General features: G+C 39.5%; 10 protein-coding genes. 4 read left to right on the top strand and 6 right to left on the bottom strand.

The genetic code is table 11. The features are described 5' to 3' along the window. Positions 1-7: 7 nt before the first annotated feature. Positions 8-3325: a SusC/RagA family TonB-linked outer membrane protein gene (locus ACFO6W_RS02385; RefSeq protein ID WP_379993712.1), complete on the bottom strand. Its 3318-nt coding sequence runs from the start codon at positions 3323-3325 to the stop codon at positions 8-10. A gap of 104 nt (positions 3326-3429) precedes the next feature. Beyond that, complete coding sequence (locus tag ACFO6W_RS02380; protein ID WP_379993711.1) at positions 3430-4446, bottom strand: FecR family protein; 1017 nt, start codon at positions 4444-4446, stop codon at positions 3430-3432. Between the two features lie 262 nt (positions 4447-4708). On the opposite strand from ACFO6W_RS02380, the gene ACFO6W_RS02375 reads away from it, so the two are divergent. From ACFO6W_RS02375 to ACFO6W_RS02360, 4 genes are all read left to right on the top strand, one after another. Next, the gene (locus ACFO6W_RS02375; RefSeq protein WP_379993710.1) at positions 4709-5335 is read left to right on the top strand and encodes an RNA polymerase sigma factor; all 627 of its coding nucleotides are present in this window, start codon (positions 4709-4711) and stop codon (positions 5333-5335) included. A 17-nt stretch (positions 5336-5352) separates the two neighbouring features. Further along, on the top strand, positions 5353-6933 hold the full coding sequence (locus ACFO6W_RS02370; protein WP_379993709.1) for a calcineurin-like phosphoesterase C-terminal domain-containing protein: 1581 nt from the start codon (positions 5353-5355) through the stop codon (positions 6931-6933). Positions 6934-7134: 201 nt separating this feature from the next. Further along, positions 7135-9825 (top strand): TonB-dependent receptor, encoded by a 2691-nt coding sequence (locus ACFO6W_RS02365; RefSeq protein WP_379993708.1) that lies wholly within the window; start codon positions 7135-7137, stop codon positions 9823-9825. A gap of 15 nt (positions 9826-9840) precedes the next feature. After that, the gene (locus ACFO6W_RS02360; RefSeq protein ID WP_379993707.1) at positions 9841-10308 is read left to right on the top strand and encodes a hypothetical protein; all 468 of its coding nucleotides are present in this window, start codon (positions 9841-9843) and stop codon (positions 10306-10308) included. A gap of 74 nt (positions 10309-10382) precedes the next feature. On the opposite strand, the gene ACFO6W_RS02355 is transcribed toward ACFO6W_RS02360, so the two are convergent. The 4 genes from ACFO6W_RS02355 to ACFO6W_RS02340 are packed head-to-tail and all read right to left on the bottom strand — an operon-like array spanning position 10383 to position 14551. Further along, positions 10383-11225 (bottom strand): 1-acyl-sn-glycerol-3-phosphate acyltransferase, encoded by an 843-nt coding sequence (locus ACFO6W_RS02355; RefSeq protein WP_379993706.1) that lies wholly within the window; start codon positions 11223-11225, stop codon positions 10383-10385. Between the two features lie 14 nt (positions 11226-11239). Further along, positions 11240-12412 carry a glycosyltransferase family 4 protein gene (locus tag ACFO6W_RS02350; protein WP_379993704.1) on the bottom strand — a complete coding sequence of 391 codons (1173 nt, stop codon included), beginning with the start codon at positions 12410-12412 and terminating at the stop codon, positions 11240-11242. Further along, positions 12387-13385 carry a lysylphosphatidylglycerol synthase transmembrane domain-containing protein gene (locus tag ACFO6W_RS02345; RefSeq protein ID WP_379993703.1) on the bottom strand — a complete coding sequence of 333 codons (999 nt, stop codon included), beginning with the start codon at positions 13383-13385 and terminating at the stop codon, positions 12387-12389. Before ACFO6W_RS02345 ends, ACFO6W_RS02350 begins: the two co-directional genes overlap by 26 nt. 2 nt (positions 13386-13387) lie before the next feature. Beyond that, the gene (locus ACFO6W_RS02340) at positions 13388-14551 is read right to left on the bottom strand and encodes a glycosyltransferase family 4 protein (RefSeq protein ID WP_379993701.1); all 1164 of its coding nucleotides are present in this window, start codon (positions 14549-14551) and stop codon (positions 13388-13390) included. Between the last annotated feature and the right edge of the window lie 187 nt (positions 14552-14738).

Genomic DNA, 14738 nt, shown 5'->3' with positions numbered 1-14738 from the left:
TATTAATTTAGAATTGTATTGATGCTCCGAATGTTATTGATTTGGTTATTGGATAACCTGTCGTACTTACTTCCGGGTCCCAGCCTTTGGGATAATGGCTGATGGTGAGGAAGTCCTGTATATTTGCATATACCCGCAGCCTGTTTGCTGAAATTTTACTGATTAGTTGTTTAGGCAAAGTATAGCCTAATGTTATATTTTTAATGCGGAAGTATGAGCCATCGAATAACCAGAAGTCAGATGCCGCATAATTATTAGCATTTGTATCCCGCATTATACGTGGATATTGAGCCCTGAGATTTTGCTCGTCGGTATTGTAATTACTCCAGTATTTACCTAATATAATTTCAGGCACATTATACCAGTCGGCGCGTACGGGCTGTGCCATCTGATCGGTCAATATAGCATCCTTTTTACCAACGCCCTGAAAAGTCAGCAGAAAGTCGAGACCTTTATAAGCGAGGCTCAGATTTCCTCCGTAATTGAATCTGGGAAGGGACGAACCGATAACAACACGATCATAATCTGCCGAAATTTTCCCATCAGGCACCCCTTCCGGTCCGCTAATGTCTTTGTAACGGATATCGCCCGGGCCAACTACAGAAGAAGTAACGGCACCCAGGTCATCACCCTTATGGTAAATTCCATCGCTCAGGTATCCGTAATAAGAAAGATATTCAGAACCCTCTGTTATTATAGTCCAGTTATCACTGTCGTAGTCACGGGTATTCTTCAGGTAGCCCATTACAGACTTATAGTCGTATAAGTTAAAACTTATCCCATAACTGAATTGGTCGATCTTATCATTCCAGCCCAGTTCTATTTCCCATCCTTTGGTTCTCATTTTGCCAATATTCTGATAGGGGTCTGAAAAACCCATAAAGTTTGGTATATCTACTGCGATGAGCATGTCCTTAGTATTTTTCCAATAATAGTCCCCGGTGAATTGCAAGCGGTTATTCAATAAGTATAAGTCAAGCCCGATATCGGCAGTAGTCGTGGTTTCCCAAGTATTTTCTTTTATTGCATATTGATCTGCAGAGGCTCCCTGAACAGAACTTGGAATATCTCCTGCATAAAGAGTTGGATTGTTGAATTTCATATAAGACTGATAGGTATAGTTACCGATACGTTCATCCCCTAATTGTCCCCACGAACCTCTGAATTTGAGCATTGATATTACCGGAATCCTTTTTATAAAAGCCTCCTCACTCGCAATCCATGCAGCTGACAGGGAAGGGAATGTTCCCCAACGGTGGTCTTTGTGAAAACGTGATGAGCCGTCATGGCGTAGATTGAATTGGAAATAATATTTCTGATCCCAATTGTACATTAATCGCCCGAAAAAGGAACGATAGGCATTTTCGTAGGCATCACCCTTGTTAGTCTGCAATGTTTCGGGACCAGCATTTAAATAAGGATAGTATGCCAGTTGATACTGATCGCGGGCGGCCAATAAAGACTCATTGAAATAATAGTAGTCTTCATAGCCAAGCATTGTATTGATGTTATGTTTGTCTATTCCTTTCAGATAGTTCACAAATATTTGCGAGTTGATAGAGTGACTGTCGTTCCGGTTTTCGGTAAGAGACATTGTCTTGGTGCCATCCATAATGCCTGTCGGAAGCTCTTCTTCAAAACTGGTATAATATTTCACCTGCTTTGTGAATGTCTTATCTTTTGAGAAATTGTATGTAGGAGCAAAAATACCGGTAATAGACATCCCTTCCATTGGCTTCAGAGTAATGCTAGCCTTGATACTGGCCAGATAAGCATCGGACTTCGAATCTCCGCCATCCCTCATCTTCCCGTAAGGGTTAGTTCCGTCTTTTCCTCCTGCCAGCCGGCCGTCAGTGTATACTCCGGCATACACCGAAGCGGCGTATCTCATTTGCGTGGACGGGCTGTATGCCGGATTGATTGACGATGTTTTCTTCAGGTTGGCATCAATGCTTGTACTCAGCCAATTATTTATCGTAATATCATTATTGACACGCAAAGTAACCCTATCCCAGGAAAGATTATTTTCGAAAAGCCCGTCCACTTTGTCGTATCCTATCCCTACCTTGGTCTGGTATCGGGTGTTTCCGGCTGTTATGCCTACCTGATGGCTTTGGCGGGGGGCATACTTTTTCAGGATAAGGTCTGTCCAGTTGGTATTAGGATATTTATTCGGGTCCTGTTTGTTCAACGTCCAGTAATTATCTATCAGGTCTTTAGCGTAGATACTATATTCTCCGACTCCGGATGCGGCCCCGGAACCATTCCATTCCCGCTCGTTGGCAATCTTCATATACGTTACCGCGTCCGCATAATCAGGCATGTCACTGGCAAAGTCCATAGAATAGCTATAATTGTAATCGATATTGATATCCTGTCTCGAACCTCTCTTGGTAGTTATGAGAATAACTCCGGAAGCTGCCCGCGCGCCGTATATAGAGGCCGATGCAGCGTCTTTCAAAACAGTCAGGTCTTCAATATCGTAAGGATTTACATCGTTGATACTGTTCGCGGCAACTCCATCGACTATGATAAGCGGGCCGTTATTACGCATAGATGTAATCCCGCGCACCCGTATATCCGCTCCTGCCCCCGGGGCCGAACTGGAACGGGTAACCGTAACTCCGGGAATAACTCCTTGCAGAGCCATAGAAGCCTGAGGATTCTGACGGCTTGTTATATCTGCACCATCCAGAGATGAAATAGAACCTGTCAAGTCCTTTTTACGGGCAACACCGTAACCGATAACAATTACTTCATTCAACGATTTCTGCGATTCCTCTAGTATAACATTGATTGTTTGTTTAGCCGCGACACCAATTTCTTTTGTCTCAAAGCCAACGTATCTGAAAATCAAAATGTCGGATTCAGATATGCCGGATAAAGAATAAAGCCCTTTTTCATCTGTTTGGGTTCCTTTTCCACTTCCTTTTACTCCTACGCTGACGCCGATTAACGGTTCACCCTCTTTGTCAGATACCAGGCCGGATAGAGAATGTTTACCTTGCGATGTAGCCGTAGCCGGATTACTCTGTATAATTATATACGACTTATCAGCTACTTTTTTATGCCTGAAAGCCGTCAGTTCCAGACTCCTGCTCAGAACAGATTCTACATCTCCTTTCATGGTTAATGACGGGACGCTGATTCCCCCAAGACTTTGAGAATCGAAACTGATAGTATAACCGCTGTCTTTACTTATTCGATTGATACGTTCAGACAAGAGCTCTTTGGGATAAGAAACCCCGATAGTCTGTCCCAGTGCATCAACCGGAAGACTGAACTGGAGAAGATAAATAAATAAAATAAATAACAATTTTTTCATATTGATCAATAAATTAGTAAATATTTCTACTTTGTTATATAGCAAGGCTTCGCCTGTGCCCTCTGAAAGAAGGCATAAATAGTTATTATGAAAAAAGGTGAAGTTTACCGGTAGATAAGAACCTCTTTATCCTTAATCTTATATTTCACATTATATAGCGCACACACGTTGCTCATTATATCTTCAAGGGTCGCTTCACTATTAAAAATAGCATTTACGCGTCTTTCTTGAAGAAGATCAGCATAACCTGTCAAACTTACATTGAATTTTTGCCTGAGCCTGATTGCCAACTCCTGTGCATTGGCATTCTCCAGAACTACGCGGCCATCTATCCATGCCATCGCATTCTGGTAATCGCAAACATTCTTGGAAAAACGACCAACGGAGCTGTCGTAATTTATTTGTTCATTGGTCGTAAGCATGCCCAATAGTTGCTGTTCATTACTTACTTCTACCTTTCCGCTACGAACCGAGACGGTTTGTTCCTTTAGCCCATTGTATGCCTTTACATTGAAAGATGTTCCTTTTACTTTTACCTGCAGATCTTTACTGTATATAATGAATGGCCTGTCAGGATCTTTGGCCACATCAAAGAATGCTTCTCCATCTACTAACCAGACTTCTCTTTTTTGTTTGCCGAATTCAGATTCTTTGATGCCGAGTTTTGTCCCTCCGTTGAGATGGATAATAGACCCGTCACTTAATGTTACTTGTTTAATTTCTGAGTAATCCGTTTCATAATATACAGGTTGTATATCAACATGGAAATATTCCCGATAACTCTTATTTCCCTTACCAATAGAAGTTATATATAGGCCTGTCCCTAAAACCAGAATAAAGAATACAGCTACCGCAGCATATCTGTAAATTATTGTATATCCTGCTCTTTTTGCAGTCTTTTCGTCTGCGTGTTTATCCACATTCAGGCCTAGAGTGAAGAAGATATTTTCCTTAACCCTTTTGCTGCCTTCTTCCACCTGAGACGAGTTTGTAGGAAATCTCTTTTTAGTATCTTCGGGATTCCAGTTCTCTACAATGTTCTTTTCCTCGTTATTGGCTTCTCCCTTGAAATATCGGTGAAGTAATATTGATACCCAGAGTAGCGGATCGTTTTTTTTCATTCGTTTTATATTTCTGTTTTATATTTCTGTTTTATATTTTCTGCCATCTATATATTAATCGAAATAAGAAGAAGCGAATCGGGCAGAAATCGGGTTACATTATTGTTACTTTGTGAAAGTAGTTTGTAATATTCATATTGATAGTATTTTAGTATATGTTGTCAAATATTTGCGACTTATTTTTCATAATTATTTTTTTCGTAACTGTAATGTAATACCGGGCTCTTAGATTTGTATACAATTATCTAAACATTCAAGTTTCATGTTCGATAAAAAATTATTAGAAGCGATTGCAAAAAAGGATGTAAAAGCTTATAATCAATTTTATAATAAATATTCAGATTGGTTATATGACTGGGCTTTAGGAAGAATCGGGGATGAGGACATAGCAGACGATATATCTCAAAATTTTTGGATTTTGTTATGGGAAGAACCCGAGATTGTAAAATTAGACGAAAATGCTTCGGCAAAGAGATTCCTGCTCCATCTGTTCAATCTCAGGATGATCGATTACCTAAGGGCGGCATCAACACGATTGTTGTCCCTTAAAGGACAACGTTCGATTGCAGAGATATCGGAAATATCCTCTTATACTCATGTATATGAGGATTTTGAACTAACGGAGTTCAATAGCATCATCAATTCTATTATTGCCGGCTTACCTGAAACTCTGCAAGAAATATTCACTCTTTTATATAAAGAAGAATTGTCTATCAAGGAAACGGCAAAAAGATTGAATATGAATGAAAAAACGGTGAGCTATAAGTCGAAAAAGACGATTGCCCTTATCCGCGAAAAACTCGAATTATTACAGTCGGATGATGCTGAGAACCTGGGTAAGTTAGAATCTTTTACTTCCTTATTAATATTATTATCTTTATTAAAATAACAAAACAAACAGTTTTTATGAAAAAAATATTACTTACTACATTCTTATTGACAAGTTTATTTAATTTGTCGGCACAGCAAATAGCAAAAGGATATGTATTTGAAGACATAAACAACGACGGACAAAAAGAAAAAAAAGAAAAAGGGATCGCCAATGTTGCCGTATCGAACGGAACGGATGTTGTATTGACAGATTCCGAAGGTAAATATAATTTACCTGTAGGTGATGATAATATCATCTTTGTAATAAAACCAGCCGGATATAAAATTCCTGCGAATGAATATAACTTCCCGAAATCTTACTATATACATAAACCTAAAGGGTCGCCATCATCTTTTTATAAAGGAGTAGAGCCGACAGGCGAATTGCCGGAATCGATAGACTTCGGCCTTATCAGATACAATGAACCGGAAGTTTATTCTTCATTTATCTTTGGTGACTCTCAGACCTATTCTGAACAGGAAGTGGAATATTTTACAAAAGGTATTGTAAATGAGGCAAAAGAGAGAAGCGGACTTAGCTTCGGCATTACGTTAGGAGACCTTGTAGGGGATAATCTGAATCTGCATTTATCATACAAAAAGGCCATTAAACAAATGGGATTACCCTGGTATAACGTCATTGGTAATCATGATATGAATTACGATGCCAAGGAAGATATATTCTCTGACGAAACATTTGAATCTAATTTTGGCCCGGCGAACTATTCTTTCAATTATGGAAAAGTGCATTACATTGTACTGGACGATATACTTTATCCTAACCCTGTTACAGGCAAGGAGTATATGGGGGGATTGAGAGAAGATCAATTGAAATTTATAGAAAACGATCTTAAATTTGTACGGCCGGATCAACTTATAATTATCAGTATGCATATACCACTATTAGACAGGCGGGACAAAGATGCCTTCAGGGAAACAGACAGGCAACAATTGTACTCGTTGTTGAATAGCTATCCGAATGTATTGGTATTATCTGCCCATACACACATTCAGTCCCATAATTTTATCGGAAAAGAAGATGGGTTGAACAGAGAGAAACCGATTCATGAATATAATGTGGGAACTTCCTGCGGAGACTGGTATTCAGGAGCACTTAATGCTAAAGGCCTGCCAACGTCTACAATGCGCGACGGAACGCCTCAGGGGTATGCAATTGTAAATATAAAAGGCGACAAATATACATTGGACTATAAAGTAGCCGGGCAGCCGGACGATTACCAGATATCTATATATAATCCCAAAGTGGTACCTTATAAAGGAAGATGGATCACATCGGGGATATATGCCAATTTCTTTATGGGATCAAATAACGACAGTGTAGAATACCGTGTCGATGAAGGGCCATGGACAAAAATGACAAAAATAGATGATTATGATCCTGCCTATTACCGTTATATGCAGGACTGGGATTATTCGGACGAAGTGAAACCTGTAAGAAGACCTTCGAACGCGCAGATATGCCGCCATTTGTGGCGTGCCAGTATACCAAGTAATCTCCCGGTAGGGGAACACCGTATAGAAGTTCGGGCAACTGATATGTTTGGACGGGTATTTACTCAAAACAGCAGTTATCAGATAAAGGAACTTCCTAAATAAAAAACACTACTTAACTCGGAATAAGCGGCTAGAGATTAGTCGCTTATTTTTTTATATAGCAACCTGGTTTTTAAGTATCGTATAATACTGCATTTGTAAAATATTAGCAAAATTGTAATAGTCCGGTCACCTGCCGGTAACTGTATTTATGTTGCTTTGAACTGTATATAGAAAAGCATATAAACAAATTAAAAACTTGCTATGAAGCTTACCAGTTTATTATTCAGTTTACTACTTATTATCTGTTTTAATGTAACGCTTAGTGCGCAACAAAACAGGATATCCGGAAAAATGACAGATGATAAAGGAGAGGTCTTAGCCGGAGTCAGTATTATAGTTAAAGGTACCAGAACCGGAGTTAATAGCGATCAGGAAGGGCTGTTCACTCTTTCGAATGTAAAAAAACAGGATATCCTTGTTTTTTCGTTATTAGGCTATATTACAAAAGAGATACAAGCCAACGAGAATATGGCGGTGACTTTACAGGAAGATACACAACTACTGAATGAAGTGGTTGTAACTACTCAAAAAAGGAGCCAGAGCAATATTGAAGTCCCGGCTGCGGTAAGCGCATTATCCGGCGAAAATCTGACAGCCTTGAATGTTAGGCAATTGGATGAATTGTCGGAATACATTCCGGGTATGCAGATGCAATTGCAAAGTCCCAACAATCCAGGTTATGTGATCCGCGGGGTAACGTCAGACGACGGAGATTCCCGGTCGCAACCCAGAGTCTCTGTTTTTCAGGACGGTATATCTATATCCCGATCCAGAGGGTCAGCTGTAGAGTTGTTCGACCTGGAACGGATAGAAGTAGTTAAAGGTCCTCAGGGAACACTCTTTGGGCGTGGTGCGGAAATAGGGGCATTACACATCGTGCGCCATAAACCTGTAAATACTTTGGGTGCAGAGGTTACTCTTGGATACGGGTCTCATAATCAGAAGTTAGCTTCCGGATTTATAAATACTCCCATAATAAAAGATAAATTGTTAAACCGCTTTTCATTCAATTATGAAGACCGGGACGGTTTTATCAGGAATCTTTCGGGTGGTGATCTGAATGGTAAAAGTACCTGGGCAGTCAGGAACTCTACGCGGTTGTTTGGTGGAGAAAACACAATTGCCGATCTTATTTTAGACTATCAACGGGACAATTATCCCGGAACTTCTTTCAAAAACGGACAGTATGCCCCTGCCGGAGGAAATACAGACCCGAATACGATGGCAGACCTGGAACAAGGTAAAAATCTTTATATAAAAAGAAATGTCGGAGGAGCCGGCCTCTTAATTGATCATACACTTGATCCAAACTGGAAATTCTCTTCTATATCCGGATTTCGTGCGTTCAACTCAGACGAATCGTTCGATGCGGATGGTACCGCAGCCCCTATTCTTTGGGTGTCGGAAAAAGCGAAAGGGACACAGCTAAGTCAGGAATTCCGCTTTAATTATGACAATAAGGATAATTTTTCAGGCTTTGTCGGAGCGAGTTATTTTTACGAAAACAATTCTCAGGAAGTACCGATGCGTATTAATGAGCAAAGCTTATATCCGGCCTATATTTCTCCTGTATTGAAAAAAATGCTGACCGACCAGTTCGCGGCAACAGGATTTTTGTCTGAAGAGCAGGTTGCGGGGATTGCCGATATGCTATTTCCTCCTATTCCTGCATTAACAGATGGCAAGCCGAATTATGTAAGTAATATTCCCGATATCAGAACTACATTAGAACAGGTATTCAGTGCTCAGATGGGTATGCCTCTGAAACTGGAGCAAATATTCGCGCAATTGCCTTTAGAGACACGGCAACAACTGATCGGAACCATTGATTTGCTCTCCAATCATCCTATAAATGCTTACCATGAGGAGACGTCTAAAAATACAGGTATAAATAACGCGGCAGAGTTTTTTGCCGACGGCACATATAAAATTACTTCCAGGCTGGGACTTACCGGCGGTATCAGATTAAGTTACGAACATCAGAAAGGATCATACGAATCGGCCGGTTCAGCACAGCCAAGTATATTTGGACAACTGATGAATCAATCTCCTAATTTGTTGAATCCTGTTTCGGACGGGAAAATCTCAGCATCAAAAGACTATTTCTCTTATGTCGGACGTTTGGCATTAAACTATATGTTTAACCGGAACAATATTTATGCAAGCGTATCACGGGGCAGGCGTCCGGGCGTCGTTAGCGTGTTACCTTCTGAAACGACTTATCTTCAACCTGAAATTATCTGGAGTTATGAAACCGGAATAAAAGGGAATGTGTTCAGAGGTAGGCTTAACTATGATTTCACCATGTTTTATTATGACTGGAATCATTTCCAGACCACTTCGTTAAAGACGATCGAAGGCAGCCTCACACCTCAATATCAGGCTAATGATGCAGGTAAAGCTCATAGTTTCGGCATTGAAACGGGCTTGAGATATCATTTTATGCCTCAGTTAAGTGCGTTTGCAAATTACGCATACATTGATGGCAAATTTAATAACGAAGATGAAGACGGGAATCCCCAGGAATATGCAGGGAATAGATTCCGGCTTACCCCCAAACATACTTTTTCGTTAGGGGTCGATGCGAATATACCATTGAAAGGCGGACAAACTATATTTTTACGTCCCGCATATTCTTATAAATCGAAGGTCTATTTTGAGGATGACAATACAGAGTTGTTGAGCCAAAAGGGTTACGGACTATTTAATTATACAGCCGGAATTGGATTTAAAATGAATAAGTTGTATTGTGAGTTCAGCACTTATGGTAAGAATGCTTTTGATAAGAAATACATTATTGATGCCGGAAACAGTGGCAATACCATAGGCATGCCGACATTTGTGGGAGGTAATCCCGGTCAATACGGGGTACAGATTAAAGTAGGATTCTAAAATTATAATACAGCAATGAAAAAGATCTTTTTATTTATTATATTATCGGTTTCATTTCCGGTAATGAACGCTCAGGTTAAAACGGATTTGCAGGATTATACAGGGCGCTATGTCTTTCCGGAAGGCAGCCTTGCTGAGGACGCTGTTATTTCAATCGTAAATGATACGGTTCTCAATATTACAGCCTCAGTAGGAGAATGCGACCTGAAATATGTTGAGGGAGAAACTTTTGCCTTGCCTCAATATGGTGGGAGTATTGTATTTAATCGCAATGCGGAAAATAAGATTGATGGTTTCACAGTCTCGATACCGATGGCCGGCATAGATAGTCTGGAAGCCCGTAAAGAGGTTAAAGTCCCGTTTGAGGCTTGTATCCACAGCGACAACAGGGACAGGCAGCCGGATAAGATGGCCATAACTATGATAAGTAGACAACCCCGGACCCTGATAAAGATCAAAACGCGGGAGGAAACGGAATTATAACGGATTATCCGGACCTGCTGGCTAAAATAGCTGAATCCGGAAATCAGGTAAACAGAAGAGAAGAGTTTGTTTGGTTATAGCTGCCTGCTATATTGGTTAGGCAGATCAAAAACTTGGTATTTGATCCAGTCAGCCCACTCCTGGTGGGCTTTCTTTTTATCAAATGTTTGCCAGCAGACAGGCTTTCCTATGTATAGTGTAAATGAATTGCCCTTTTGTTTAAAAAACTCATTAGCAAAAAGCAATACCTCAAAGTTGACTTTTGACCGAATCCATTTACGGAAGTTCTCTATATTATAAAATAAGTTTGAATTTCTGGCTTCAAAATATAGAGGTACAACATTTCTATGATGCTCAATGGCCGCTTTTATGAAATTCTTGCGCCATTCATGATCTACAATCTTCCTCTTTGACCGGGAAGCCGTTACCCCTGCGGGGAAAACTATCAAGTGACTGTCCGACCGGTAAAATTCTTTTATCATATGAATACTGTCCCTATTCTGTCTCTGATGTCTGTATATCGGTAAAAACATTTCTTTCAGAGGGTCCAGAACAGTAAGAAACTCATTTGCATAAAATTTGATATTACCGTTATATTGATGGCCTAATATATGGGCAATACAAATAGCCTCGGCTCCACCTTGAGGATGATTGCTGACAAAGATTAACTTCTCATTACTGACAGATGGCGGAAGGCATTCTTTTCCAATGACATTGCAGGAGAAGCGGAGCTGCTCCATGCACGAGTCTATAAAATCAAGATTTTTCTTCCCCCTGGCATTTACAAAAAGTATATTTATATCATCTATCCGTGCTATCTTTTTTAAAAGTTTGATAACTATTTCAGGAAGTTTTTTTTCCAGCCTTTCAGAAAGCAGATTTTTTATGTTGATTTTGTATGGTTCCGGTCCTTGCATAAATTAGGATATGTTTACTTCATATTAGATTTTAAACCTGTAAAAACTTTATAATAATCATTTACCATTCTTTCCCAATTAAAGTTTGCTCTTGTAAATGAGCTGAATTCTGACCTGTACTGATTGAAAGATTCATGTTCCCTTTCCCCAATCATATAATTTAATTTTTCAGCCCAGGCTCCGGCATCATTTGATGGTAAAAGAAAGCCGTTCTTACCATCGATAATAGCATCCGGAATACCATCTATATCAGATGCCAGCACCAGTGCTTTGTTGACAGATGCTTCAAGACATACCAATCCAAAACCTTCCATGTCTCCATCTGTTGCAATATTGGGCATCAAAAAGGCTTCAGCTCTACTGAAAAGCATTTGGATCTCGGAATAGGATAATCTTCCCAAATGTTTAATGTTTTCGGATTTATATATGATTTTCCTCAATAACTTTTCGTCAGAAAAATAACCCGAAAATAACATTAGTTTATTTCTGAATATTGCAGGAAGCATGTAAATAAGCCTCTCCTGTAATCTTATTTTGTTATGAAACGGTCCTGCGATTATCAGATAGAATTGGTCTTGCCTCAATAACGGAAATACATGTCCGGCAAACCATGAAAAACCTTTTCGTTTGACAGGTCTGCCCAGCAGCATCAAAATTTTTCTGTTTGATAGACAGATACCTTTTTCAGATAGCCAGGTTGTAAATATTTCTTCCGGAATTTCCTGAAACATCGAAATATCCACGCCATTAGGGATGACAGTTATCTTGTCCCGATCTAGCCCAGAATCAATTGCTTTCCGGGCAGTCGCATTGCTTACGGCAATCAGGCAATGGTAATAGTTGAGCCGGGTAAGGATGTATTTATGATATAAGCGACTTGGGAAAACTACATCAAGCCCATGCAATGTAACTACATATGCAATATTTTTTGGAAGATTCAGAAATGAGCAAAAGCAGGCTATGAGAGCATCATTAAAGTAAATGATATTTATACCGGGATTCTCTTTACATACTCTTTTTATCTTTCGTCCTAATGTTAAAAAGAATGTGAATTTTGATCCTTTCCTGTCAAAAACAAGGCGATGGGTTTTACTCTTTTTCTCCATGCCCGTTACCAGTTCGTAACATTGTTTTTCCATTCCCCCAGTTGATGGCGGAAATTTATGACTCACGAATAATATTTCCATGATTTTCGGATATCTTTTTCCTGTTTCTTATATACAGATAGAATATGAGAGCTATTCCACTCCAGAACAATTGCCGGGCTCGTCTAAGAATGGAAACCGATAACCATAAGTGGGGAGAAGATATTCCTATCAGATGTAAGACAAACTTATTTATCAGTTCCTCTATGCCTAATTGCCCGGGAATAAATGATACGGTTGATTTCAAAACAATAATTATAGTATCCAAGAACAGGCCGTCCAAAATATCTACATTGTACTGTAAGAAATACAGTATGAAAAATAATTCCAGAGATCCCAGTATCCAGTGGGCAGAGAATAATAGAAATGCCAATATTGTTTTTTGGGGCCGCATACGGATATAGCTGGCTAACAGAGACCGCATTTTGATAATACGGAGTATTACCGTCTTCCATTTTCTGTCAGGAAGAGAAGTCCTGGCATGGCGCTCTTCTTTTAACAAGAAACATATTAATACCGGAAACATCGCTAACAGTATAAAAAAACAGATATAAACCGGGTATATAATATCGGAAGGGAACCTGCCGGAAAGAAAAAAGAGAAACCAGGAGACTAATATGATTAGCAATGTAAGCTGGCTCAATATCATAAGAATACGGCTTAGCAAGACTGACTTGTAAGCTTCTTCTTCTTTCATTCCTTCCTTGATCAGGGCTTTGGCATTAAACATTTCCCCGGCTATTGCGCTTGTTGGATTAAACAATGTGATCGTATTGCCGATGTGTCTTACCATAAATAATTTAACGAGCGGGAACCTATCAGGACAATCGATGCAATACTTCCAACCTAATGTACCCGAAATATATGCCAGAAAAGTAGAGATAATTATAAAAGCCGAATAGATGCCTAACTGCCTTATCAGGAGAATAGACTCCTTTATATTGGTTCCTTTTAGAAAAAAGACAAAGCAAATGCATATACTGATAATAAGTAAGGTTTGTAATAATCTTCTCATCCTTATGCTATATATAGATCGAAGGCTAATGATTTTAAATCATTAAAATATGCCGAGACCAGATTTTCCCAGACGTATTTTTTACTTGTCTCCACTGCATTTTCTGACAATTGTTTTGCTAATCTGCTATTTTCCAATATCTTCACAATATACTCCAGGTAAGAATCTGCATCATATGGGGCGCATTTAAACCCATTGTATCCATCCTTGATAAAGTCCTTGCTGCCACCTTTATTTGCGATAACGCAGGGAAGCCCTGAAGCCATCGCTTCAAGTACAACATTACCGAAGGTTTCCGTTACCGAAGGGAAGAAAAACACATCAGCGGAGGCATAAACCTCCGATAGCCTGTCATGCCCCATATGGCCGAGAAATACAGCTTTAGGCATCTGTTCTTCAATTTCATCTCTTGCAACACCTTCACCTATAATGATGAAGTTATATTTGAGGCCTTGCTGTTCTATTGATTGATAGAGTTCGATCATTGTTTGTAAATTCTTCTCCCAAACGAGCCTGCTTACGAACAAGATACAAGGATAGTCATTCCCTGTAAGTTCTCTCATTAGTTCAGGATTTCTCTTGCCCGGGGAGAATATGTTTCGGTCGATGCCTCTTTCCCATAGTTTCATTAGGTTAGGATTTATTCCCTCATGAGCAAGCTCCTCTATGATTGAAGTTGATGGGACATAAACCGTTTCACACTGGTTATAGAAGGTTCGAAGCATATCTCTGACCCGTTGCTTGGTAAAATCTACCAATAAGGGGAATTTCTTTATATAATAATCAACATAACTTATAAAATGAGTATGATAGATCGTAACTACCGGTATATCTAATCTCCTGGCGGTCTTCAAAGCATAATTACCCAATAGGGAAGGAGTGGAGATATGAATAACATCCGGAGAAAAATCTTGTAGTTCTTTATCTAATCCCGTTTTTTGCAATAAGGGTGTGGCAAACCTGTAACTTTTATTACCGGGGACACCCATTGTAGGGACATGGATACACTTGAAATTCCCTATCTTATCCGGTCCAAGTCCGCATATGAATAAAAAATCGAACTGGTCGGAAGGGATTCTGTCTATTAACTGGAACATAGTTCTCGAAGCCCCGTCAAAATCCCCAATTAAGATATCTGCGAAAAACACAACCTTTATCTTGTCCATTTGTATCTGTTTTTATTCGTGAGACAAATTCTGCTAATGTCTGAGACAAAGGATGGTATTTTATATTATCATATGACGACAAGATGGTTAAAAATCAATTAAGCTGATGCAAATCGGGGTTAAACACTATAAATTTCCGGTAATTCGTTACCTCCTTTCTATCCATCTTCTGATGTATTGAGAATGC

Origin of the sequence: Dysgonomonas termitidis, from assembly GCF_042654545.1 — a bacterium.
GTDB classification, from domain to species: Bacteria; Bacteroidota; Bacteroidia; order Bacteroidales; family Dysgonomonadaceae; genus Dysgonomonas; species Dysgonomonas termitidis.
Note: the sequence above shows the minus strand (reverse complement) of the source record. Positions and strands in the feature narration are given on the sequence as shown.